General features: G+C 39.4%; 30 protein-coding genes. 20 read left to right on the forward strand and 10 right to left on the reverse strand.

Annotated features, from left to right (window positions below; all coding sequences use genetic code 11):
- Nucleotides 1-508 (forward strand): SIALI-17 repeat-containing surface protein (locus NMM19_RS02245; protein WP_254729688.1); only part of this gene is annotated, 508 nt, incomplete at its 5' end.
- Between the two features lie 140 nt (nt 509-648).
- Here the strand turns inward: NMM19_RS02245 and NMM19_RS02250 are convergent.
- Nucleotides 649-1,050: a DUF6556 family protein gene (locus tag NMM19_RS02250; RefSeq protein WP_254729690.1), complete on the reverse strand. Its 402-nt coding sequence runs from the start codon at nt 1,048-1,050 to the stop codon at nt 649-651.
- A 136-nt stretch (nt 1,051-1,186) separates the two neighbouring features.
- Here NMM19_RS02250 and NMM19_RS02255 point away from each other — a divergent pair, with 136 nt between their 5' ends.
- The 10 genes from NMM19_RS02255 to NMM19_RS02300 all read left to right on the forward strand — a co-directional run bounded on the left by NMM19_RS02255 (nt 1,187) and on the right by NMM19_RS02300 (nt 11,337).
- Nucleotides 1,187-2,329, forward strand: coding sequence for a cysteine desulfurase family protein (locus tag NMM19_RS02255; RefSeq protein ID WP_254729692.1), 1,143 nt, complete (start codon nt 1,187-1,189; stop codon nt 2,327-2,329).
- 8 nt (nt 2,330-2,337) lie between these two features.
- Entirely contained in the window at nt 2,338-3,552 is a 1,215-nt protein-coding gene (gene thiI, locus NMM19_RS02260) for a tRNA uracil 4-sulfurtransferase ThiI (protein ID WP_254729694.1), read from the forward strand.
- A gap of 135 nt (nt 3,553-3,687) precedes the next feature.
- Entirely contained in the window at nt 3,688-4,512 is an 825-nt protein-coding gene (locus NMM19_RS02265; protein ID WP_001076728.1) for an alpha/beta hydrolase, read from the forward strand.
- Nucleotides 4,513-4,533: 21 nt separating this feature from the next.
- On the forward strand, nt 4,534-5,274 hold the full coding sequence (locus tag NMM19_RS02270; RefSeq protein ID WP_254729696.1) for an esterase family protein: 741 nt from the start codon (nt 4,534-4,536) through the stop codon (nt 5,272-5,274).
- Nucleotides 5,275-5,286: 12 nt separating this feature from the next.
- Nucleotides 5,287-6,453 carry an acetyl-CoA carboxylase biotin carboxylase subunit family protein gene (locus tag NMM19_RS02275; protein WP_254729698.1) on the forward strand — a complete coding sequence of 389 codons (1,167 nt, stop codon included), beginning with the start codon at nt 5,287-5,289 and terminating at the stop codon, nt 6,451-6,453.
- A 158-nt stretch (nt 6,454-6,611) separates the two neighbouring features.
- Nucleotides 6,612-7,517 (forward strand): aquaglyceroporin Gla, encoded by a 906-nt coding sequence (gla, locus tag NMM19_RS02280; protein ID WP_254729700.1) that lies wholly within the window; start codon nt 6,612-6,614, stop codon nt 7,515-7,517.
- 166 nt (nt 7,518-7,683) lie between these two features.
- Nucleotides 7,684-8,217, forward strand: a complete 534-nt coding sequence (locus NMM19_RS02285; RefSeq protein ID WP_254729702.1) for a YutD family protein — start codon at nt 7,684-7,686, stop codon at nt 8,215-8,217.
- A gap of 16 nt (nt 8,218-8,233) precedes the next feature.
- Nucleotides 8,234-9,319, forward strand: coding sequence for a 23S rRNA (adenine(2503)-C(2))-methyltransferase RlmN (gene rlmN, locus NMM19_RS02290; protein ID WP_254729704.1), 1,086 nt, complete (start codon nt 8,234-8,236; stop codon nt 9,317-9,319).
- 1 nt (nt 9,320) lies between these two features.
- Complete coding sequence (locus NMM19_RS02295; protein ID WP_254729706.1) at nt 9,321-9,815, forward strand: VanZ family protein; 495 nt, start codon at nt 9,321-9,323, stop codon at nt 9,813-9,815.
- On the forward strand, nt 9,796-11,337 hold the full coding sequence (locus NMM19_RS02300; protein ID WP_254729708.1) for an ABC-F family ATP-binding cassette domain-containing protein: 1,542 nt from the start codon (nt 9,796-9,798) through the stop codon (nt 11,335-11,337). The genes NMM19_RS02295 and NMM19_RS02300 overlap by 20 nt, the downstream gene beginning before the upstream one ends.
- Before the next feature lie 101 nt (nt 11,338-11,438).
- Here the strand turns inward: NMM19_RS02300 and NMM19_RS02305 are convergent, their stop codons facing one another.
- The 6 genes from NMM19_RS02305 to NMM19_RS02330 all read right to left on the reverse strand — a co-directional run bounded on the left by NMM19_RS02305 (nt 11,439) and on the right by NMM19_RS02330 (nt 16,201).
- Entirely contained in the window at nt 11,439-12,722 is a 1,284-nt protein-coding gene (locus NMM19_RS02305; RefSeq protein ID WP_254729710.1) for a hypothetical protein, read from the reverse strand.
- A 115-nt stretch (nt 12,723-12,837) separates the two neighbouring features.
- Complete coding sequence (locus NMM19_RS02310; RefSeq protein ID WP_254729712.1) at nt 12,838-13,077, reverse strand: zinc-ribbon domain-containing protein; 240 nt, start codon at nt 13,075-13,077, stop codon at nt 12,838-12,840.
- A gap of 26 nt (nt 13,078-13,103) precedes the next feature.
- Nucleotides 13,104-13,910, reverse strand: coding sequence for a peptidylprolyl isomerase (locus tag NMM19_RS02315; protein WP_254729714.1), 807 nt, complete (start codon nt 13,908-13,910; stop codon nt 13,104-13,106).
- A gap of 53 nt (nt 13,911-13,963) precedes the next feature.
- The gene (locus NMM19_RS02320; RefSeq protein WP_254730011.1) at nt 13,964-14,794 is read right to left on the reverse strand and encodes an HAD family hydrolase; all 831 of its coding nucleotides are present in this window, start codon (nt 14,792-14,794) and stop codon (nt 13,964-13,966) included.
- 16 nt (nt 14,795-14,810) lie between these two features.
- Nucleotides 14,811-15,554, reverse strand: a complete 744-nt coding sequence (locus NMM19_RS02325) for a DeoR/GlpR family DNA-binding transcription regulator (protein WP_254729716.1) — start codon at nt 15,552-15,554, stop codon at nt 14,811-14,813.
- Between the two features lie 113 nt (nt 15,555-15,667).
- Entirely contained in the window at nt 15,668-16,201 is a 534-nt protein-coding gene (locus NMM19_RS02330) for a hypothetical protein (protein ID WP_254729718.1), read from the reverse strand.
- 184 nt (nt 16,202-16,385) lie between these two features.
- Here NMM19_RS02330 and rpsP point away from each other — a divergent pair, with 184 nt between their 5' ends.
- The 6 genes from rpsP to NMM19_RS02360 all read left to right on the forward strand — a co-directional run bounded on the left by rpsP (nt 16,386) and on the right by NMM19_RS02360 (nt 18,945).
- Complete coding sequence (gene rpsP / locus NMM19_RS02335; RefSeq protein WP_004253064.1) at nt 16,386-16,658, forward strand: 30S ribosomal protein S16; 273 nt, start codon at nt 16,386-16,388, stop codon at nt 16,656-16,658.
- 19 nt (nt 16,659-16,677) lie between these two features.
- Complete coding sequence (gene kphA, locus NMM19_RS02340; protein ID WP_000379617.1) at nt 16,678-16,917, forward strand: RNA-binding protein KphA; 240 nt, start codon at nt 16,678-16,680, stop codon at nt 16,915-16,917.
- 42 nt (nt 16,918-16,959) lie between these two features.
- On the forward strand, nt 16,960-17,292 hold the full coding sequence (locus NMM19_RS02345; RefSeq protein WP_254729720.1) for a MazG nucleotide pyrophosphohydrolase domain-containing protein: 333 nt from the start codon (nt 16,960-16,962) through the stop codon (nt 17,290-17,292).
- 74 nt (nt 17,293-17,366) lie between these two features.
- Nucleotides 17,367-17,885 (forward strand): ribosome maturation factor RimM, encoded by a 519-nt coding sequence (rimM, locus tag NMM19_RS02350; RefSeq protein ID WP_254729722.1) that lies wholly within the window; start codon nt 17,367-17,369, stop codon nt 17,883-17,885.
- On the forward strand, nt 17,875-18,594 hold the full coding sequence (trmD, locus tag NMM19_RS02355) for a tRNA (guanosine(37)-N1)-methyltransferase TrmD (protein ID WP_070888710.1): 720 nt from the start codon (nt 17,875-17,877) through the stop codon (nt 18,592-18,594). The genes rimM and trmD overlap by 11 nt, the downstream gene beginning before the upstream one ends.
- Nucleotides 18,595-18,606: 12 nt before the next feature.
- Complete coding sequence (locus NMM19_RS02360; RefSeq protein WP_004253071.1) at nt 18,607-18,945, forward strand: ATP cone domain-containing protein; 339 nt, start codon at nt 18,607-18,609, stop codon at nt 18,943-18,945.
- Between the two features lie 29 nt (nt 18,946-18,974).
- On the opposite strand, the gene NMM19_RS02365 is transcribed toward NMM19_RS02360, so the two are convergent.
- Nucleotides 18,975-19,295: a hypothetical protein gene (locus tag NMM19_RS02365; RefSeq protein WP_254729724.1), complete on the reverse strand. Its 321-nt coding sequence runs from the start codon at nt 19,293-19,295 to the stop codon at nt 18,975-18,977.
- Nucleotides 19,296-19,387: 92 nt separating this feature from the next.
- On the opposite strand from NMM19_RS02365, the gene NMM19_RS02370 reads away from it, so the two are divergent.
- Nucleotides 19,388-19,603 carry a YdbC family protein gene (locus NMM19_RS02370; RefSeq protein WP_006145796.1) on the forward strand — a complete coding sequence of 72 codons (216 nt, stop codon included), beginning with the start codon at nt 19,388-19,390 and terminating at the stop codon, nt 19,601-19,603.
- A gap of 51 nt (nt 19,604-19,654) precedes the next feature.
- On the opposite strand, the gene NMM19_RS02375 is transcribed toward NMM19_RS02370, so the two are convergent.
- Together NMM19_RS02375 and gor are read right to left on the reverse strand one after the other, a co-directional pair.
- Nucleotides 19,655-20,194 (reverse strand): biotin transporter BioY, encoded by a 540-nt coding sequence (locus NMM19_RS02375; protein WP_049494609.1) that lies wholly within the window; start codon nt 20,192-20,194, stop codon nt 19,655-19,657.
- A gap of 139 nt (nt 20,195-20,333) precedes the next feature.
- Nucleotides 20,334-21,680, reverse strand: a complete 1,347-nt coding sequence (gene gor, locus NMM19_RS02380; protein ID WP_254729726.1) for a glutathione-disulfide reductase — start codon at nt 21,678-21,680, stop codon at nt 20,334-20,336.
- Nucleotides 21,681-21,918: 238 nt separating this feature from the next.
- Here gor and NMM19_RS02385 point away from each other — a divergent pair, with 238 nt between their 5' ends.
- Both NMM19_RS02385 and NMM19_RS02390 read left to right on the forward strand, forming a co-directional pair.
- Nucleotides 21,919-23,106 (forward strand): efflux RND transporter periplasmic adaptor subunit, encoded by a 1,188-nt coding sequence (locus tag NMM19_RS02385; RefSeq protein ID WP_254729728.1) that lies wholly within the window; start codon nt 21,919-21,921, stop codon nt 23,104-23,106.
- Nucleotides 23,090-23,791 carry an ABC transporter ATP-binding protein gene (locus NMM19_RS02390; RefSeq protein ID WP_049494612.1) on the forward strand — a complete coding sequence of 234 codons (702 nt, stop codon included), beginning with the start codon at nt 23,090-23,092 and terminating at the stop codon, nt 23,789-23,791. Before NMM19_RS02385 ends, NMM19_RS02390 begins: the two co-directional genes overlap by 17 nt.

Genomic DNA, 23,791 nt, shown 5'->3' on the forward strand with positions numbered 1-23,791 from the left:
TCCAGATCCAGAGCCAACCCCAGATCCAGAGCCAACCCCAGATCCAGAGCCAACCCCAACTCCAAAACCAACTCCAGAACCTGAAATACTAACAAGTAAGGGAGATCAAGAACCACCAGTAGTTGAAATTCCTGAATTTACAGGTGGCGTTAATGATGCAGAAGCGGCTGTTCATGAAATTCCAGAGTTCAAGGGCGGCGTTAATTGGGTTGAAGCGGACAAGAATGAGCTCCCAGAATTCAAGGGTGGCGTTAACGCAGTTGAAGCTGCTAAGAATGAGGTTCCAGAATACAAAGAACCTGTTTCAGATCCAGCTATAACAATTGCGAATCACAAGCCAGCTCAAATTTCAACAAACCAAAAACAAGAACAACCACAGGAACCAGCAACTGAAGCCAAAGCTCAACTTCCAGCGACTGGTGAGCAAGATTCAGTAGGTTTAGCATTCCTAGCTAGTCTTGGATTGGTTCTTTCTGCAACCTTTATCAAAAAAGGGAAAGAAAACTAAGTACGAATCTTAATTCGATGCAGAATAACTTGTTTTAAAAAGAAAAACCAGGGACACTAGTTCCTGGTTTTTTGTGATTCGAAAGTATAGAAAACTGCAAATAAAATACCAACGAAGTAATCGTTGGTATTGAAAAATGCTTAAGATGCTCCGTTATTTGCGCTAACTCCTGCTTCAGTAGTTGGAGTGTTTGAAGAAGAATCAGATTGCTCATTTTTCTGAGAATTGTTATCTGATTTTGTATCCTCCTTCTTGCTAGGAGTTTGAACCTCTTCTTTTTGAGTTGTTTCTTGATTGTTAGTTTGATTTTGTGCAGGGGTATTGGATTCAGCGGGAGCTTCCTTTTGAACTTCCTTGATAATAGTTGTTTGCGGATTTGTATCTTTTTTATCTTTTTCCTTATCAAAGGCATTCATAATCGTGATGCTAGCCGTAATCAAACCTAGAATACTAGCAATCGTCGCGATTGTTTTTTGAAAAACAGTGAATCCTTTTTTGATGTGTTCGGTCTTAGGCTTTGAACTTCTACGATAGTTAGACATAATTTCTCTCCTTTGTCATGATTCATTATACTCAAAATCTTTAAAAAAAACTTAAATGAACCTGAATTGCCTTTCTTGTCGCCTGAACTGTTTCGTGTTACAATAGAAGGAGTGATTTTAGAAAGCGTGAGAAACCATGATTTACTTTGATAATTCGGCTACGACCAAGCCCTATCCAGAAGCACTTGAAACCTATATGCAGGTGTCTGCAAAAATTATTGGAAATCCTTCTAGTCTTCATCGTTTAGGAGACCAGTCTACCAGGATTTTAGATGCATCTCGTCAACAGATTGCAGATTTGATTGGCAAAAATAGTGAAGAAATCTTCTTTACCTCTGGTGGTACTGAAGGGGATAACTGGGTTATCAAAGGGGTTGCATTTGAAAAAGCGCAATTTGGTAAACACATCATCGTGTCAGACATTGAGCACCCTGCAGTCAAGGAGTCAGCTCTCTGGCTTAAAACTCAAGGGTTTGAAGTGGATTTTGCACCTGTAGATGAAAAGGGATTTGTAGATGTAGCCGCTTTGGCAAATCTACTTCGTCCTGATACGACCTTGGTTTCCGTCATGGCAGTTAACAATGAAATAGGCTCTATTCAGCCTATTCAAGCTATCTCAGAACTATTAGCGGATAAGCCAACTGTCTCTTTCCACGTTGATGCGGTTCAGGCCTTGGCTAAGATTCCGACAGAAAAGTATTTGACAGACCGAGTGGATTTTGCGACCTTCTCTAGTCATAAATTCCACGGCGTTCGTGGTGTTGGCTTTGTCTATATCAAGTCTGGCAAGAAAATCACCCCCCTATTAACTGGTGGTGGCCAAGAGCGTGACTATCGTTCAACAACTGAGAATGTAGCAGGAATTGCAGCGACAGCCAAGGCTTTGCGTTTAGCTATAGAAAGATTGGAATTGTTTGCTAGCAAAACGAGTCAGATGAAGGAAGTTATCCGTCAAGCTCTTCTTGAATATCCAGATATTTTTGTTTTCTCAGGTGAGGAAGACTTTGCCCCTCATATTCTGACCTTTGGGATTAAGGGTGTTCGTGGTGAAGTCATTGTTCATGCCTTTGAAGACTATGATATTTTCATTTCCACAACCTCTGCTTGTTCGTCCAAGGCTGGGAAACCTGCAGGGACCCTGATTGCTATGGGTGTTGATAAAGATAAGGCCCAGTCAGCAGTTCGTCTCAGTCTAGACCTAGAAAATGATATGAGTCAGGTAGAGCAGTTCTTGACCAAGTTGAAATTAATCTACAATCAAACCAAAAAAGTAAGATAGGAGTATTCATGCAGTATTCAGAAATTATGATTCGCTACGGGGAACTTTCAACAAAAGGTAAAAACCGTATGCGTTTCATCAATAAACTACGTAATAACATTTCAGATGTCTTGTCCATCTATCCTCAAGTCAAGGTAACTGCTGACCGCGACCGTGCCCATGCTTATCTGAATGGGGCAGATTATGAACCAGTAGCTGAGTCTCTCAAACAGGTTTTCGGGATTCAAAACTTTTCTCCAGTGTATAAGGTTGAAAAATCTGTAGAAGTTCTTAAATCTGCTGTCCAAGAGATTATGCAGGACATCTATAAGGAAGGCATGACCTTTAAGATCTCTAGCAAACGTAGTGATCACAACTTTGAACTGGATAGTCGAGAACTCAACCAAGTTCTTGGTGGTGCTGTTTTTGATGCCATTCCAAATGTACAAGCCCAGATGAAAAATCCCGATATTAATCTGCAAGTGGAGATTCGTGAAGAGGCGGCTTATCTTTCCTATGAGACCATTCGTGGGGCTGGTGGTTTGCCAGTTGGCACTTCTGGGAAAGGAATGCTCATGTTGTCAGGGGGAATTGACTCTCCTGTAGCAGGTTATCTTGCACTAAAACGTGGCGTAGATATCGAGGCTGTTCACTTCGCTAGCCCACCATATACTAGTCCAGGTGCCCTCAAGAAAGCTCAGGATTTGACCCGTAAATTGACTAAGTTTGGTGGTAATATCCAGTTTATCGAAGTACCATTTACTGAAATTCAAGAAGAGATCAAGGCTAAAGCGCCAGAAGCCTATCTGATGACACTGACTCGTCGCTTTATGATGCGCATTACAGACCGTATCCGTGAGGTCCGAAATGGTTTGGTTATCATCAATGGTGAAAGTCTTGGTCAGGTGGCTAGCCAAACCCTTGAAAGTATGCAAGCTATCAATGCTGTTACAAATACGCCAATCATTCGTCCAGTTGTAACTATGGATAAACTAGAAATCATTGATATTGCACAAGAAATTGATACCTTTGAAATCTCTATCCAACCCTTTGAGGACTGCTGTACTATTTTTGCGCCAGATCGTCCAAAAACAAATCCTAAGATTAAGAATGCGGAGCAATATGAAGCACGTATGGATGTCGAAGGCTTGGTTGAGAGAGCACTAGCGGGAATCATGATTACGGAAATCACACCTCAGGCTGAGAAGGATGCAGTCGATGAGTTGATTGATGATCTCCTTTAATCAGAAAAACCAGAGGAAAAGATAAAATAAGTAAAAAAAGTTAGTTTATTGTCTTAAATTTGGACGGAAACTGACTTTTTTTCTATTTTTATGATATAATTAGGTAAAATTTTGAATATAGAGAGTTTTCTGACAATGAATCAATCTTATTTTTATTTAAAAATGCGAGAGCATAAATTGGTAGTTCCCTACACAGGTAAGGAGCGCCGCGTACGTGTTCTCCTCCCGAAGAACTATGAGAAAGATACGGATAGAAGTTACCCAGTAGTGTATTTCCATGATGGACAAAACGTCTTTTATAGTAAAGAATCCTACGTCGGCCATTCCTGGAAGATTATCCCAGCTATCAAACGAAATCCGGATATCAGTCGCATGATTATCGTGGCCATTGACAACGATGGACTTGGACGGATGAATGAGTATGCGGCATGGAAATTCCAAGAGTCTAACATTCCTGGTCAACAATTTGGTGGTAAAGGTGTTGAGTATGCAGAGTTTGTTATGGAAGTGGTTAAGCCTTTTATCGATGAAAACTATCGGACAAAATCAGACAGAAAACACACTGCTATGATAGGATCTTCTCTGGGTGGGAATATTACCCAGTTTATCGGTTTGGAGTATCAAGATCAGATTGGTTGCTTGGGAGTTTTCTCATCAGCTAACTGGCTGCACCAAGAAGCCTTTGATCGCTATATTGAACGTAAAAAGCTTTTGCCTGACCAACGAATCTTTATCTATGTTGGAACGGAAGAAGCAGATGACACAGATAAGACCCTAATGGCTGGCAATATCAAGCAGGCCTATATTGATTCTTCTCTTCGTTATTATCATGATTTGATAGCAGGAGGAGTGCAGTTGGAAAATCTCTCACTCAAGGTTCAGGCTGGAGCTATTCACCATGAAGTACCATGGTCAGAGAATCTTCCAGCTTGTCTACGTTTTTTTGCAGAAAATTGGTAAATAGTATAAAGGAGACAGGATATGAATATTGAACATCTAAGCCACTGGAGTGGAAACCTAAATCGTGAAATGTACGTCAACCGTTATGGACATGCGGGTATCCCTATTGTAGTCTTTCCTTCTTCAGGTGGTAGCCACAATGAATACTATGATTTTGGCATGATTGATGCTTGTGCGTCCTTTATCGAGGAAGGCCGTGTCCAGTTCTTTACACTTTCAAGTGTCGATAGCGAGAGCTGGCTTGCGACATGGAAAAACGGTCATGACCAAGCTGAAATGCACCGCGCCTATGAACGATATGTGATTGAAGAAGCCATTCCTTTTATCAAGCATAAGACAGGTTGGTTCGACGGTATGATGGCGACAGGTTGCTCCATGGGCGCTTACCATGCCCTCAACTTCTTCCTACAACACCCGGATGTTTTCACGAAAGTAATTGCTCTTAGCGGTGTTTATGATGCACGTTTCTTCGTTGGAGATTACTACAATGACGATGCCATCTATCAAAATTCACCAGTAGATTATATCTGGAATCAAAATGATGGCTGGTTTATCGACCGTTATCGTCAAGCTGAAATTGTGGTCTGTACAGGTCTTGGTGCATGGGAACATGATGGCCTACCTTCTTTCTACAAACTCAAAGAAGCCTTTGATCAAAAACAAATTCCTGCCTGGTTTGCAGAATGGGGACATGATGTCGCCCATGACTGGGAATGGTGGCGCAAACAAATGCCTTATTTCCTTGGTCACATGAGTCTATAAAAGGAGTCGCTTATGAATTATCTTGTAATTTCACCCTATTACCCACAAAATTTCCAACAATTTAGTATTGAACTAGCCAATAAAGGAATCAACGTTCTAGGGATTGGGCAAGAACCTTACGAACAACTAGATGAACCATTGCGCAATAGCTTGACTGAGTATTTCCGAGTTGATAATCTTGAAAATATAGATGAGGTTAAACGTGCAGTAGCCTTTCTTTTCTATAAACATGGTCCAATTAATCGCATCGAATCTCACAATGAATACTGGCTAGAGTTGGACGCTGCCCTTCGTGAACAGTTTCATGTCTTTGGTGCCAAACCAGAAGACCTAAAGAAGACTAAGTTCAAGTCTGAAATGAAGAAACTCTTCAAAAAAGCAGGAGTTCCCGTGGTTCCAGGTGCGGTTATTGAAACAGAGGAAGATGTTGATAAAGCTGTGAAAGAAATCGGCCTTCCGATGATTGCAAAACCCGACAATGGAGTGGGAGCAGCGGCAACCTTCAAGCTTGAAACAGCAGATGATGTCAATCACTTTAAGGCTGAATGGGACCACTCAACCGTTTATTTCTTTGAAAAATTTGTCACCTCTAGTGAAATCTGTACCTTCGATGGTTTGGTAGATAGAGATGGAAATATTATCTTTTCTACGACTTTTGACTATGCTCATACACCCCTAGATCTCATGATCTACAAGATGGACAATTCTTATTATGTTCTCAAGGAGATGGATCCAAAATTGCGTAAATATGGTGAGGCAATTATCAAAGAATTTGGCATGAAGGAACGTTTCTTCCATATTGAGTTCTTCCGTGAGGGTGATGACTATATTGCTATTGAATACAATAACCGTCCAGCGGGTGGCTTTACCATTGATGTCTATAACTATGCCCATTCTTTTGACTTGTATAAGGGATATGCAGCGATCGTTGCAGGCGAACCATTCCCAGCTTCTCAATTCGAGCCCCTATACTGTTTGGCGACATCACGCCGTGCTAATGCCAACTATGTTTATTCAGAAGAAGACTTACTCGCTAAATACGGTCAGCAATTCAAGGTCAAGAAAATCATGCCTGCAGCCTTTGCTGAATTGCAAGGAGACTATCTCTATATGCTAACGACACCAAGTCGTGAAGAAATGGAACAAATGATTAAGGACTTTGGTCAGCGTCAAGAATAATTAAAATTTGGACTTAACAAACGATGTTTGTTAGGTCTTTTTTGTAGAATTGAAATAAAAGCGTTTTCTCACAGGATTCTTTTAGAAAATCTGTTGCTAAAAGCCCTAAAAATTGATAGAATAGGGACTGTCTAAAAAATATTAAGGAGAATCTATCAATGGATTTCACATGGGCAGTCAAATATGCCACTGAATTTTTGGGAACAGCCATCTTGATTATCTTGGGTAATGGTGCAGTTGCCAATGTTGAACTTAAAGGTACGAAAGGTCACCAAAGTGGCTGGCTCGTTATCGCTGTTGGTTACGGTATGGGGGTTATGATCCCTGCCTTGATGTTTGGTAATGTTTCTGGTAACCACATCAACCCAGCTTTCACACTTGGTTTAGCAGTTAGCGGACTTTTCCCTTGGTCACAAGTAGCGCAATACATCATCGCACAAGTTTTGGGAGCAATCTTTGGACAAGCCTTGGTTGTTGCAACTCACCATCCATATTACTTGAAGACAGAAAACCCAAACAACATTTTGGGTACTTTCTCAACAATTTCAAGTATTGACCACGGAACAAAAGAATCACGCTTTGCAGCTTCAGTTAACGGTTTTATCAACGAGTTCGTTGGTTCATTCGTACTTTTCTTTGCAGCACTCGGTATGACAAAGAACTTCTTTGGTGCCGAATTGCTTTCTAAAGCTCAAGGATTGATTAACGATCAAGTGGCACAAGCGACTGCCCAAGGTCAAACAATTCCTCAAGAACAAGTTACTGCAGCTCTTGAACAAGCAAAAAATCAAGTAGCTCCATTCTTGTCACCAGGTCTTGCTGTTGGACACTTGGCTCTTGGTTTCCTCGTAATGGCCTTGGTTACTTCATTAGGTGGACCTACAGGACCAGGTTTGAACCCAGCTCGTGACTTTGGACCACGTCTTCTTCACGCAGTACTTCCAAAATCAATCCTTGGTGAACACAAGGGTGATTCAAAATGGTGGTACGCTTGGGTACCAGTAGTTGCACCGATTGTAGCTGGTATTGCCGCAGTAGCACTCTTCAAATTACTTTACATGTAATCATCAAAAACTGGGAATTCCCAGTTTTTTTCTTTTTTCTAAATGAAAGGATCCTCAATCAATTAATACTTAAATCGTCAGACTTTTTTCATTTTAAAACTAAAGGTGAAAATATGACAAAAATATGGTAAAATAGAGTATTAAGTAAACGTTAAAAAGGAATATTATGCGTAAAGAGATTGCACCTGAATTATATAATTACAATAAATTCCCTGGTCCTGAATTTCATCTATTTGGAGATAAAGTCGAAGCTGAAGGGTTTAACTTTACCTTGGTTGAAAATAGTAAGGACGCTTTTGATGCAACAGCTTTTACTCAACGCTTTTCGGAAGTTTTAAATAAGTATGATTATATTGTAGGAGACTGGAGCAATGAGCAGTTGCGCTTGCGAGGATTCTACAAGAATGAGCGAGCTGAAGAATCTTTGGAGAAAATCAGTCGTTTACAAGATTACCTACTTGAGTATTGTAGCTATGGATGTGCCTACTTTGTCTTAGAAAATGAGATTCCTAAACGAGCACCATTTGACCAAAAAATGCGCAAGAGAGAAGAAGAGAAAGACAACCGTAAAGGGAAGAAGTCTTCTCAAAATAGGAAAAGAAATCATACGGACAAGAGAAATAGACGACGTCGTAAGGAACAGAAACCTCAGAACGAAGAAAAAGGACAACGTCATTTCGTCATCCGTCAGAAAGATTAGAGAATAAGGAGAAAACATGAAACCGTCGATTTATAGTTTAACTCGTCAAGGCATGCAAGAATGGGTCTTGGAACAGGGCGAAAAGAAATTCCGTGCCGACCAAATTTGGGAGTGGCTTTACCGTAAACGTGTTCAGACATTTGAAGAAATGACCAATTTGTCTAAGGATTTGATTGCCAAGCTTAACGAGCAGTTTGTTGTCAATCCCTTGAAACAACGCATCGTTCAAGAGTCAGCTGACGGGACAGTTAAATATCTCTTTGAATTGCCAGATGGGATGCTGATTGAGACTGTTCTGATGCGTCAGCACTATGGTTTGTCAGTCTGTGTAACAACTCAAGTAGGATGCAATATCGGTTGTACCTTCTGTGCATCAGGTTTGATCAAGAAGCAACGTGACCTCAATAACGGGGAAATCGTTGCCCAGATTATGTTGGTTCAAAAATATTTTGACGAACGTGGACAAGATGAACGTGTAAGCCATATCGTTGTAATGGGTATCGGAGAGCCATTTGATAACTATAATAACGTTTTGAACTTTATCCGTACCATCAATGACGATAAGGGAATGGCAATCGGAGCTCGCCATATCACTGTTTCAACCTCAGGTTTGGCCCACAAGATTCGTGAGTTTGCTAATGAAGGTGTGCAGGTTAACCTTGCTGTCTCACTTCATGCGCCAAACAATGAACTTCGTTCAAGTATCATGAAGATTAACCGTGCCTTCCCAATTGAAAAACTCTTTGCAGCTATTGAGTATTATATTGAAACAACTAACCGTCGCGTAACTTTTGAGTACATCATGCTCAATGAAGTGAATGATGGAGTGGAACAAGCACTTGAGTTGGTAGAATTGCTGAAAAATATCAAGAAATTGTCATATGTCAACTTGATTCCTTACAACCCAGTTAGTGAACATGACCAGTACAGTCGTAGTCCGAAAGAGCGCGTGATGGCCTTCTATGATACACTCAAGAAGAAAGGCATCAACTGTGTTGTTCGTCAGGAACATGGTACTGATATCGATGCAGCATGTGGACAATTGCGTTCAAATACCATGAAGCGTGACCGCCAAAAAGCGGTAGCTGAAGTAAATCCATAAGATGAAACGAAAAAAATTACTAAGCTTGGGAGTCGTGCTATACAGTCTTTGTATTGTCTGTTTTTGTTTTACTCCCCAGCCAAAACTTCCGATAGGAGTGGAAACTCCAGGTATTCAAACTATTGGACGCCTGGTTTTTCTTTTGACGCCTTTTAACTCCTTTTGGAAATTGGGTGAAGTGACTAGCCTTCTGCAGCTATTCTGGATATTTTTGCAAAATGCCTTAAATATCCTCTTGCTCTTCCCACTGATTTTCCAGCTTCTCTATCTTATACCTGCTCTAAGAAAAACGAAGAAAGTGATTTTGTTTAGCTTTTTATTGAGCTTGAGCATAGAGTGTACGCAACTAATTTTAGATTTTTTCTTTGATTTTAACAGGGTATTTGAGATTGATGATTTATGGACCAATACTTTGGGTGGCTACCTGGCTTGGGTCCTTTATAAACTACTACATAGAAACAAGATAAGGAATTATAATGAGTATCTTAGAAGTTAAGAATTTGAGTCACGGTTTTGGAGACCGTGCGATTTTTGAAGACGTGTCTTTCCGTCTCCTCAAGGGTGAACACATCGGCTTAGTCGGTGCCAATGGTGAGGGGAAATCAACCTTTATGAGCATCGTGACTGGTAAAATGCTACCGGACGAAGGTAAGGTGGAATGGTCTAAATATGTGACAGCAGGTTACCTGGACCAGCATGCTGTGCTCAAAGAAGGTCAAACCGTACGTGATGTTCTTCGTACTGCCTTTGACGAATTATTCAAAGCCGAAGCTCGCATCAATGACCTTTACATGGAAATGGCAGAAGAAGGTGCAGATTTCGAAGCTCTGATGGACGAAGTTGGAGAACTCCAAGATCGTTTAGAGAGTCGTGATTTCTATACATTGGATGCTAAGATTGACGAAGTCGCGCGTGCTCTTGGTGTCATGGATTATGGTATGGATACGGACGTAACCGCCTTGTCAGGTGGACAAAGAACCAAGGTTCTCTTAGCCAAACTCCTTCTTGAAAAGCCAGATATCTTGCTGCTTGACGAGCCTACTAACTATCTGGATGCCGAACATATCGACTGGCTCAAGCGCTATCTCCAAAACTATGAGAATGCCTTTGTTCTTATTTCGCATGATATTCCTTTCCTAAATGATGTGATCAATATCGTCTATCATGTAGAAAATCAACAGTTGACACGCTACTCTGGCGATTACTACCAGTTCCAAGAAGTCTATGCTATGAAGAAATCTCAACTGGAGGCAGCCTATGAGCGTCAACAGAAAGAAATTGCGGACCTCAAGGATTTCGTAGCCCGTAACAAAGCTCGTGTCGCAACTCGAAACATGGCTATGTCTCGCCAGAAGAAATTGGACAAGATGGACATTATCGAGCTTCAAAGTGAGAAACCAAAGCCGTCCTTTGATTTTAAACCAGCTCGTACACCTGGTCGCTTTATTTTCCAAGCCAAGGATTTACAGATTGGTTATGACCGTCCGCTTACCAAACCTTTAAATCTCACCTTTGAACGCAATCAAAAGGTTGCCATCATTGGTGCCAACGGTATTGGTAAAACAACTCTTTTGAAAAGTCTCTTAGGAATTATTCCACCAATTGCTGGGGAGGTTGAACGTGGGGACTATCTAGAACTCGGCTACTTTGAACAGGAAGTGGAGGGTGGCAATCGCCAAACACCATTAGAAGCTGTTTGGAATGCCTTTCCGGCTCTCAATCAAGCCGAAGTCCGTGCAGCCCTTGCTCGCTGTGGTTTGACGACTAAACACATCGAAAGTCAGATTCAGGTCTTGTCAGGTGGAGAGCAAGCCAAGGTGCGTTTCTGTCTCTTGATGAACCGTGAGAACAATGTCCTTGTTCTTGACGAGCCAACCAACCACTTGGATGTGGATGCCAAGGACGAACTCAAACGTGCTCTGAAAGAATATAAAGGGTCAATCCTTATGGTTTGCCATGAACCTGACTTTTATGAAGGCTGGATGGATCAAATCTGGGATTTCAATGAACTAACATAAATAGCCATAAAAAAGCCAAGTCTAAATGACTTGGCTTTTTTACGAGGGTTGCAACTAGTAGAAGTCATACTGCTATCTCCTAGTTTTTGTATCAAAAATTACTAATTTGTTTGATTTCCTTCGATTACATTCTCGTCAAAGTGTCCCACACCATCTTCAACAACAAATGGGCAAGTAACTTTCTTTTTTATTCCATTTTCATCATAAGAACAAGTGATGTGATAGATTCCATCGGAAAATGAATTTTTTGGTAAAGATAGGATTTTTTCCTTAACGGCATCTAAAGGACTACCATTTTCTGCCTTGATTTTCGTAAGGTCACAATCAAAATCGATAGTAAGTCCCTTGTTTTTCATGAGATCTTTTGTTGTAATATTATAAAAGCCAGCTGCGTCAGAATCTCCTTTTTCTCGATTGCTGACAGCCTGAGCCATAATTGCAACATAGTAGTTTTCGATAGGATATTTTCTAAATTTAAAACTAGAAGTTATTGGTGTCGCAAAGAGTTTATCTATTTTTTCAGCAGTAGCATTTTTGATACTGTCTTCTTCTTGTTGGAAATTCGGCCTTTCTTTGTATACATCTAGTAAGAAACTGAATTCATCTTGTTTGACAGTGTGAAACAGTGCCTTTTCTTTATCATTTAGAAGTGTTTCAAGATCTGTTCCTGAAAGAAGAAAGAAATTTGATAAATGTTCTCCGCTCGTTCCATGAATTTTTGCAGTAGTAGTTTCTTTTAAAATAGTTCCATCTGATAATTTTTCTGTATATGTTAGCTTGTAGGCTGTTCCGTAAAATGCTTCAATCTCTCGGTGTTTATCAACTAACTCAACTTTTCCCTTAAGCCCAAGTGATTGAAATTCTTCAGCGAAAGAAGGAGTAGTGTATTTAATTGATGGAGAAGTGATTGAAACCAGTGCAAGGCTAGTGAGAAAAATGATCATACCCCCAAAGATAAAACCAAATATGGCTGAATTATCTTTTCCTTGACCTAGCTTTATCGTCTGATAAATACCGATAAGGAGAATGATCGAGTAAACAATATTTGTACAAACTAGTAATGGATAATTGTCGATGTAATTAAGTGGAACTCCCTTAAAACCTACTATTTGCAAGAAGGCTCCAATTGTAGCTAAGGCTAACTGTATATTAGAAGTCTTTTGAATCAACTCATTATCTTTGAAGGAGGATTTTAATTTTGAGATATCTCTAAAGATAAAAATATTTCCTAGTACAATTACCGCAAATGATAAGTAAACTACTGGCCACAAGATTATAAAAGCAAATCCAGCAGAATCATAAATAATCGAATAAACAACATTAAAGATTAAATACGTTGGCAAGAGTAAACCAAGCTGGAATAGGTTGATTTTATAGGGTTTCATAGGAAAATCTCCTCGTTACTATTGACTAAATTATATCATATTTGTTTGAAACAAAAAAGAGAGCGTTTACATAAAAATGTAAATAAAAAAAGATAAGCCGAATGACCTATCTTTTTTAATAGTTTAGATATTGTTCAATTTCGGATTTTTGGATTTCTCTACCGTAGTGACAAATCGGGCAAGAAACGAAATAAGTTTTTCCATAAGGAAAGAGAGGAATCCAGTAAAGAGTAAACTTACGTCCGTATTCCGTAATTTCCCAAGTACCAACATTGTTACAATGGTCACATTCGATAGCAGTTTGTGTATGTCCCAACACTTTTTGGTAACCTTTTGACCCCCAAAATAGAATCATTTTTATACTCCTTATAGTTAATGGTGTTATTGTTTACTGAAATCGTAGTCTTTAACAATTTCGATACTGTCGATAGTGATAGCAGTAGTTGGTTTGTCTTTTTCGTCTTTTTCAGCCTTGGCAATTTTATCTACTACATCCATCCCATCAATGACTTGACCAAAGACGGGGTGTTTCCCATCAAGAGTTGGATTTCCACCTTCTTTGTAGGCTTCGATAATTTTCTTAGGATAGCTATTTGTAGGAAGTTTAGCTGAATAGTCTGTTGTACTTTGGTTGATGAAGAACTGGCTACCATTTGAGCTTGGTTGACCAGTATTGGCCATAGATAGGGAACCGCGGATATTATAGAGGTATGGAGAGATTTCGTTTTTGAAACCTGTTCCCTTGTCTTTAGTTTTATCCTTATCGTGCCAGATAGATTCGCCACCTGTCCCATCCCCTTTTGGATCTCCGGTTTGAATCATAAATCCATCAATTACACGGTGGAAAGTAACACCATTGTAGTATCCTTCTTTAGCATGAGTAAGGAAATTTTCAACTGCAAGAGGTGCCAGTTTTGGAAAAAGTTTGATACGAATATCACCCAAACTTGTGTGAAGGATAGCTTCAGCTTCGTCTTCAGCTACTTCCTTAGAAAGTTGAGGGAAGTTGGCATTTTCATTTGTTAAAGCATCTTTCAAATCTTTTTCTGCTTGGGCAGCAGCTTTCGAACTCTCTTCAGCAGCAATCTTAGAATCCACGTAATCATCACCACGAAGTGTACGTTGGATACTTGTACATCCACCAAGGGCAAAGGTAGAAATGAGTAGTAGTGTAGCTAATTTTTTCATGTTAATCCTCTCAAAAATAATTTTTTCCATTGTACCCTAAAAAGAAGAGGATTTCAAATATTCAATTGTGATGATTCCGATAGTACATACAATTTTATGGCCTTACTTACACCATTTTGATCATTAGAATCTGTTACTGTATTTGCGCAAGTTTTAACTTCTGTAGGAGCGTTTCCCATTGCAACACCAAGTCCAGCAGTCTCAATCATTGGAATGTCATTATAATTATCTCCAATCGTCATAATTTCAGTAAGTGATAGTTGATAATACTTGGCTAATTCTAATAAAGCTTGTTTTTTGGATACTTGATTATGTGTAACTTCTAGATAGTTATCTTTAGAGAGATAGAAGTCGGTTTGAGGGAAATCCATGGTTGCTAATGTCTCTTTAAGTTTCTGGATAGTAGATGCGTTATCTATTAGTAAAAGTTTATGAACAAGAGTTTTCTCGTCTTTTATAAAATCTGCTAAAGATGTAACTTTTGGACTTTCTCCAGTAATAGTTGCTTCGATTTCTACCCATTCATCAATAGTATTCACAAGCCAATCTTTTCCAGAATAAACATTGATAGAAACTGTCGGGAATTCTTTTTTTAAGAAGTCATGAAGTAAGAGCAATTCGCTTTTATCAATAGAATGCTGACTTAGGATTTTATCTCCTAAACTGATGAGTGCTCCATTATAGCAGGCAATGGGACAGTCGGTGATGCCAAGCTCTTTAGAAATTGGCGCTATACCGAGAGGAGATCTAGCAGAAGCTAAAACAAAAGGAATATCACATTGTTTTAAAAGTGGCATCAGTTCTATCAAATGAGAATCTACTTGGTGATTTTTATCCAAAATAGTACCGTCAATATCACTCATGATTAACTTTATTACTGACATATTTTTCTCCTTTTTATTAAAATAGAATAGTTGTTTTGCCATCTAAAGATTGTTGAATTTCTAAGTCGGGTTCTTTGTCTGTAATCCAATAATCAAAATCAGTAAGTTCGGAAAGAATATAATGAGAGTGTTTGTTTATTTTGCTAGTTTCAGCTAACAAGACGCGAATTTTACTAGTTTTAAATGCTCTTTTTTTCATGAGAACATCTTCTTGATCCTCAAAGCTAACTTGTCCGTCTGAAAGACTAGCTGCACCAAAAAATGCTATGTCAAATTTAATTCTATTCAAAGATTCGGATTCTTCTAATGAGTAATAGAAACGATTCTTTTTATGAAATCGTCCACCGATAATGTGAAAATCAACATTTTCATTTTCTCCTAAGACCAGTGCATTATCCAATGAATGGCTGAAAATAGTAACTTTTTTATCTGTTATTTTTGCTAACTCAAGTACAGTTGTTGAAACATCATAGAAAATTAATTGTGAATCAGAAATGAGTTGGGTAGCTAAATGAGCAATTTTCGCTTTTTCTTTAGAAGATTGTTCTGCTCGACCTTGGAAACCAAGAATCCTTTGCTTTTGAATTGGCAATAAACCTCCATGAGTTCTTTTTGCTCGTTTCTCCTTTGCGAGAATTGCAAAATCTCTACGGATGGTATCTTTGGAAACATGGAAATGTTCAACCATTTCTTTTGCTGATAGACTTCCTCTATCCTCTAAAAGTTTTATGATTTCTTCTAATCGTTGTTCTTGGTACATAGGAATTCCTCCTTTTTTAAATACTATACTCTTTCTGTAAGTGTTTGTCAATAATTATAATGATTTGTAAGTCTTTTGAAAATTTACAAAAAAAATCAACCAGTCTTGGTTGATTAAAGATTCTTTTTAGGATGGCGGTCAATGATTGCCTGATGGTCCTTGAGAGCCTGTTCTCCTTTTGGAGTTAGTTTATAACCTCGAATGGAAAAGAGACTAGCTAATTCCTCTTCTGAAAAATGGTTATGAAGGGCTTGATCCAAGTCGGAAGCCTTCATTTTGGAAAGTCCAGTAACTCCCTTCTTTTTTAGGATATTCTTTTTCATAGTAGCATTGATATGATTCAGCGATTCAAAAGCAGTTTCGACAAGAGCATAGCCTTTTTCAACAAGCTTATCTAAATGTTTTGGTGCGTCAATTCCATAAGTATACTCAAAATACTTTGGAAACCAAGTTTCAGTGGTGAAAGTTCCAAAGTTGATTCTCCAGAGGAGGATAATATCACCTGCAAGAAGATCGTCCTCTAGTAGTTCCATATTGCGTTTTGGAACAGGCTTAGGGTTTAGTAGCCAAGCCTCCATATCACGATTAGGAGAGATATAGGGCTTGACAGGGTAGTCTTTATAGATAGAATTTAAAGTAGTATTCATAAAATTTCTCTTTCTCTTTCTTTTTTCCTTACCAGTCTAACAAATTTCAAAAAAAAATTAAAAATATTTAAACTCTGTCAAGTTTTTTTCTTGACACCTCTCAGAAATCTGATATAATAGAACATGTGCTAAATAGCTTAGCTATTTCACCGAACTAAAAAATAAAAGAAAAGAGATATTAAAAATGGCAGTAAAAATCCGTTTGACTCGTATGGGTTCTAAGAAAAAACCTTTCTACCGTATTAACGTAGCAGATTCACGTTCACCGCGTGACGGACGTTTCATCGAAACAGTTGGAACTTACAACCCACTTGTTGAAGAAAACCAAGTAACTTTGAAAGAAGACCGTATTTTGGCATGGTTGGCTGATGGAGCTCAACCTTCAGATACAGTTCGTAACATCCTTTCAAAAGAAGGCGTATTGAAGAAATTCCACGATTCTAAATTCTCAAAATAAGTTTAAAGTAGGTTGACAGATGGATACGATTGAAAATCTTATTATTGCAATTGTGAAACCTTTGATTTCACAACCAGATGCCTTAACTATCAAGATTGAAGATACACCAGAATTTTTGGAATATCATTTGGATCTTGACCAAAGCGATGTGGGTCGTGTAATCGGTCGTAAGGGTCGCACTATTTCTGCGATAAGAACGATTGTCTACTCTGTCCCAACTGAAGACAAAAAAGTTAGAATCGTTATTGACGAAAAATAAGAAAAGCGGGATGATATCTCGCTTTTTTTGCAAGGAGAAGAAATGAGAGATTTAACAGTTAGACAACTAGAGGAATACTTACTTGACCATTATCAACAATCTAGGACAGAAGAAGGGCTCTTTATAAAACTAGTTGAAGAAGTTGGAGAAGTCGCTGAGGTTTTAAATGGACGTTCCGGTAGAAAAGAGGGTGTCCAAGATTCAAACGAGGAATTGGCAAAGGAGTTGGCAGATATCATTCACTATACAGTGGCAATTGCAGCTATCAACGATATTGACCTAACGAAGACCATTTTTGAAAAAGACAAAAAGGCAGCCATCAAGTATCAGCATGTACAGGATTTGGAAAGCTTTTTAGATAAAAACCTTCCATAGTTCCCCTTTTCTCCAACTTGTGAAAATCCCTGTAACATGATAAAATAAAGGGAGAAACAGATACAGGAGATCAGATGAACTACTTTAACGTTGGGAAAATTGTCAATACTCAGGGCTTGCAAGGTGAGATGCGAGTCTTGTCAGTGACAGATTTTGCTGAAGAACGCTTTAAAAAAGGGGCAGAGTTAGCCTTATTTGATGAGAAAGATCAATTTGTGCGAACAGTGGTCATTGCAAGCCACCGTAAACAAAAAACCTTCGATATCATCAAGTTCAAGGATATGTACCATATCAATGACATTGAAAAATACAAGGGTTACAGTCTAAAGGTTGCTGAGGAGAATCTCAATGATCTTGATGATGGTGAATTTTACTACCACGAAATTATCGGTTTAGAAGTCTATGAGGGGGATAACTTGATTGGAACCATCAAGGAAATCCTTCAGCCAGGTGCCAATGATGTCTGGGTAGTCAAACGAAAAGGCAAACGAGACCTACTCTTGCCCTATATTCCGCCTGTTGTCCTTAATATAGATATTCCTAATAACCGTGTGGATGTTGAACTCTTAGAAGGGTTAGACGATGAAGATTGATATTTTAACCCTCTTTCCAGAAATGTTCACACCCTTAGAACATTCCATCGTTGGAAAGGCTCGAGAAAAAGGACTCTTAGATATCCACTACCATAATTTTCGTGACTACGCTGAAAAGGCCCGTCATGTTGACGATGAACCCTACGGTGGTGGTCAAGGGATGTTGCTAAGAGCGCAACCCATCTTTGATGCCTTTGATGCCATTGAAAAAAAGAATCCGCGCGTGATTCTATTGGATCCAGCCGGTAAGCAGTTTGACCAAGCCTATGCGGAAGATTTAGCTCAAGAAGAGGAACTCATCTTTATCTGTGGGCACTACGAAGGTTATGATGAACGGATTAAGACCTTGGTAACAGATGAGATATCTCTTGGAGATTATGTCTTGACCGGTGGAGAACTAGCTGCAATGACCATGATTGATGCGACGGTTCGCTTGATTCCAGAAGTTATCGGGAAGGAAGCAAGTCACCAGGATGATAGCTTTTCATCAGGTCTCTTGGAATATCCTCAATACACGCGGCCTTACGATTTTCGTGGTATGTTAGTTCCGGATGTGCTCATGAGTGGACACCATGAAAATATACGTCAATGGCGACTCTATGAGAGCCTCAAGAAAACCTACCAACGTAGACCTGATTTGCTGGAAGAGTATGAACTGACAGCAGAAGAAGAGAAAATGTTAGCAGAAATTAAAGAAAATAACAATTAAAAGGAGAAACCTATGCAAGTAATTAAACGTGATGGACAAGTCGCTGATTTTGATCCAGATAAAATCTACCAAGCCATCCTTAAGGCAGCTCAAACAGTCTATGTATTGACGGACGATTTGCGCCAAAATCTAGCTCAAGTTACTAAAAAGGTTGTTTTGGATTTGGAAGAAGCAAAAGTAGAACGTGCAACTATCAGTATGATCCAATCAATGGTTGAGCACCGCTTACTAGGTGCAGGATATATTACTATTGCAGAACACTATATCTCTTACCGTTTGCAACGTGATTTGGAGAGAAGTGGTTACGGCGACCACATCGCTGTTCACCTTCATTTTGAACAAATTCGTTAATAGAAAAAGAGTGAGATGATAAAAGTGTCTCACTCTTTCTTAAATCTTCTTTTTTGGGCCGTTTGGATAGTAGAGGGAACGAAAGTTACCCTTCGAATATCCGACACTCGAATAATACGGCTGACGTTTTTGGCGAAATTTTTAACAATAATTTGTTGGCGGTCAGTATCATACTTGATAATATCGCCTGTAAAACTCGTTTCCGCAAAGATGATATGTACAGCCTTTTTTTGGGCTAGGGCTTCTTCAAGTCTAGCAATTAGGGGATCGCTTTTTTCAGGAATGGAATCTTCATGTCCATTGACAAAATCATGGACTTTTTGCATAGCCTGTTTTAATAAATCGTTCATTCCGGCCTCCCTTCTTTACATCATTATATAAAAATTTTATGAAATCTACAAGATTTTTCGAATAATCAATTGAGAACAAAAAGGAGAAGAACATGGCAGAATTTACATTTGAAATCGAAGAACACTTACTCACTCTATCTGAAAACGAAAAAGGATGGACTAAAGAAATCAATCGTGTCAGCTTTAATGGTGCACCAGCAAAGTTTGACATTCGTAGCTGGAGTCCTGACCACACCAAGATGGGGAAGGGAATTACCCTATCAAACGAAGAGTTTCAAGTCATGGTGGATGCTTTCAAGAATCAATAAACATTCATCTAAGATGAATCAAAAAGAGACTGGGAAAAATCCCGGCCTCTATTATTTGTTTGAAAAATAAGTTTGTGTACGAAGACGTTGGAGTAGTGGTCGGCTGATGAAGCTAATGGCTACAATTTTGGCAAGATCAGGTATGATAAAAGGAATGACACCGACAGCCAGTGCTTTATCAAAAGGCATTCCAGCTAAGAAGTGGAGACTGAGAATACCACCTACAAAGACAAGTGAATCTCCCAAGAGATTTGCAAAGAAAATACGTAGAACACCACTATTGGTGTGAATGAGATAGGAAGCAAGCCCTGCATAGACAAGATCGAACCAAAGATAACCAGCGCTTGGTCCAACCAAAACGTGAAATCCAGCTCCACCGTTAGCAAAGACCGGTAGGCCAATAGCCCCAAGTAAGAGATAAATTCCGACAGATAGAACAGCTTCTCTAGGTCTAAAAACAGTAGCGATGAGTCCGATAGCAAAGTTTTGCAGAGTGAAAGGAACTGGACCAATCGGCATACTGATTTGGGCCAATACAGCAATCAGTGCAGCCCCGATAGCTGGGATAGCGTAAATATGTGCTTTTTTCAAAATTGTTAACCTCTTTTTTAATTTATAGTAACTATTATAATGGATGAGACAAAATTGTCAACCTATTTTAAAATAAAAGGTTACAAACTTGTAACGGCCGATTGAGATAAAAAAGAGACCAAGAGGTTTCTTTGGGGGATTAACGCATAGTCACAAACTCTTCTGAACCAGTTGGATGGATAGCGACAGTAGCATCAAAGTCTGCTTTTGTAGCTCCCATCTTGATAGCAACTGCGAAACCTTGGATCATTTCATCGACGCCATAGCCGATACCATGAAGTCCAACTACCTTTTCGTCTGCACCAGCTGTAACGAGCTTGAAGCGAGCTTCTTGACGGTGACTAGTAACGGCAGAATACATAGATGCAAATTTTGAAGTATAGACTTTGATGTTTTCTTGTCCATACTCTTTGACAGCTTCTTCCTCAGTCATACCGACAGTTCCGATAGCTGGATGTGAAAAGACAACAGTTGGAATAGTTGTATAGTCCATTTTGGCATTTGTTTTGCCATTGAATAGTCTTTCTGAGAGAGTACGACCAGCTTTGATAGCGACAGGTGTTAGTTCTTTTTCGCCTGTGACATCCCCAAGAGCATAGATACCGTCAACGACTGTGTTTTGGTATTCATCAACTTTGATGAAACCACGTTCATTGAGGGTAACGCCTGCTTTTTCTAGATTGAGTCCTTCAACATTTGGACGACGACCTGTAGCCCAAATAACTTGACTAGCAGTATGCGTGCTACCATCTTCAAAATGAATTCGAATGCCTTCTTCGGTTTTTTCAAGTTTAGCAGGAACTTTATGAGTATGGAGTTTTAGTCCAGTATTTTCCATTTCTTGAACCAAGCTCTCAACAATATAACTATCAAATCCACGAAGTGGACGTTCACGACGGACAAATAAATCAGTCTGTACGCTAAGGGTATGGAGTACGCCAGCCAATTCTACAGCAATGTAACCAGCACCTAGAATAGCTACCGATTCAGGTAACTCTTCCCAGGCGAAGACATCATCTGAGCTACCGCCTAGTTCAGCACCAGGAATAGCAGGGATATGAGGATGAGCTCCAGTCGCAATCACAATATGCTTAGCACGGATTAATTCGCCATTAACACTGACAGTATGAGCATCAACGAACTCAGCACGTCCTTCAATCAAATCAACCCCGTTGCGCTTGAAGCTTCCATCGTAAGACGAGCGAGCACGGTCAATATAAGCTTCACGATTCTTACGAAGTGTTGCGTAATCAAATTCGTTGTCAGTACTTGTGAAACCATAGTCAGGTCCATATTTGTGGATACTCTCTGCAATTTGTGCTCCATACCACATGATTTTCTTAGGAACGCACCCTATATTGACACAAGTTCCCCCTAATTTCTTTTCTTCAATAACTGCGGCTTTAGCACCATGTTCGCCAGCACGATTCATGGTAGCAATACCCCCGCTACCTCCTCCGATGGCGATAATATCATATTCTTTCATTGAAAGCTCCTTTAGTTGTTTTCTAGTCATATTCTATCTTTTTTTGAAAGTCAATGCAAAAATCTGCTACGCTTAAATTTCTTAAGAAAATGCTTGCAAAAATAAAAAAGAAGTTGTATTATATAACTAACACAACAATAAAAGATTTGGCAATTATTTTTGGATGGTCAGAAAGCAATTGTCCATTTTTAGGACTTGTGCTATAATCTTAATATATGTTTATAAAAGAGGTATGGATATGAAAAAGAAGTCAAAAGCTAAAAAATGGCCCTTATTTACAGCTATCGGAGTTACATCAGTTCTTGTAGTAGGAGCAGCTGCTGTTCTTCTATTGAGACAACCAAATCAAGCTGCAACACAAGACGAAACTGCAAAAGTCGTTCTTGCCAAAGAGGGATCAGTGGCTTCATCAGTTCTCTTATCTGGTACCGTAACAGCTCAAAAAGAACAATATGTTTATTATGATGCTAGTAAAGGTGACTTGGATGAGGTTTCGGTCTCTGTCGGAGATAAGGTAAGTGAAGGCCAAGCCCTTGTTAAGTATAGTAGTACAGAAGCTCAGGCTGCCTATGATGCTGCCAGTCGTGCAGTTGCGAAAGCTGACCGTCATATCAATGAATTGAATGAGGCTCGAAATACTGCTGCAGCAACACCTGTACTCCCTCAAGCAGGTATTGAAGGCGCTACGGACCAAACCCAAGCGCAATCATCTACATCAGCTACAGCTTCTATTGATTCACAAATCAGTGATGCCCGTGATGTTCGTGCAGACGCAGTGGCACAACTTGAAAAAGCCCAGGCTCAGTTGGATGCCGCTACAGTTTTGAGCACAGTAGAAGGTACAGTTGTTGAAGTCAATCGCAATGTTTCAAAATCTCCAACAGGAAATAGCCAAGTATTGGTGCATATCGTTAGTAACGACAATTTGCAGGTCAAGGGAGAACTTTCTGAGTACAACCTTGCCAATCTATCTGTAGGCCAAGAAGTTACCTTTACTTCAAAGGTTTACCCAGATAAAACTTGGAATGGTAAGATTAGCTATATTTCAAATTATCCAAAGAACAGTAGTGAAGCAAGCAGTAGCTTAGCTGGTTCAAACACAGGTTCTAAATATCCATATACGGTCGATGTAACTAGTGAAATTGGTGATCTGAAACAAGGTTTTACTGTCAGTGTCGAAGTCAAAAGCATGAGTAAAGCATTGCTTGTACCGATTACTAGCATTGTGATGGAAGAAGATAAAAACTATGTTTGGATTCTTGATGAAAATCAAAAGGCCAAAAAAGTTGAAGTTGGATTGGGCAATGCAGATGCAGAAAATCAAGAAATCACATCTGGTCTGACAGATGGAGCAAAAGTCATCAGTAATCCGACAGCTTCCTTGCAAGAAGGAAAAGAGGTGAAGACTGATGAAGCAACTAATTAGCCTCAAAAATATCTGCCGAAGCTATCGAAATGGTGATCAAGAACTTCAAGTCCTTAAAGACATTAACCTAGAAGTCCATGAGGGAGAATTTGTGGCTATTATGGGACCATCTGGTTCTGGTAAGTCTACCCTCATGAATACAATTGGTATGTTAGATACACCTACAAGTGGTCAGTATTTTCTAGACGGAAAAGAAGTAGCTGGTTTGGGTGAAAAACAATTAGCCAAGGTTCGAAATCAAGAAATCGGCTTCGTCTTTCAACAATTCTTTCTCTTGTCCAAAATGAATGCTCTACAAAATGTAGAACTTCCCTTGATTTATGCAGGAGTTTCAGCTTCTAAACGTCGCAAACTAGCAGAAGAATATCTGGAAAAGGTTGAACTGACCGAGCGTAGCCATCACTTACCATCAGAATTATCGGGTGGTCAGAAGCAGAGAGTAGCCATAGCGCGTGCTCTCGTTAACAATCCTTCGATTATTTTGGCAGATGAACCAACTGGAGCTCTTGATACTAAAACTGGAAATCAAATCATGCAACTCTTGGTTGAATTAAACAAAGAAGGAAAAACCATCATTATGGTTACGCATGAGCCTGAAATTGCTGCCTATGCGAAACGTCAAATCGTCATCCGAGATGGTGTCATTTCGTCTGATAGTGGTATCGTAGAAAAGGAGGAAAACTAA

The sequence above is a fragment of the Streptococcus sp. CF8_St5-17 genome (genome assembly GCF_024295665.1).
In the GTDB taxonomy this organism is placed as follows: domain Bacteria; phylum Bacillota; class Bacilli; order Lactobacillales; family Streptococcaceae; genus Streptococcus.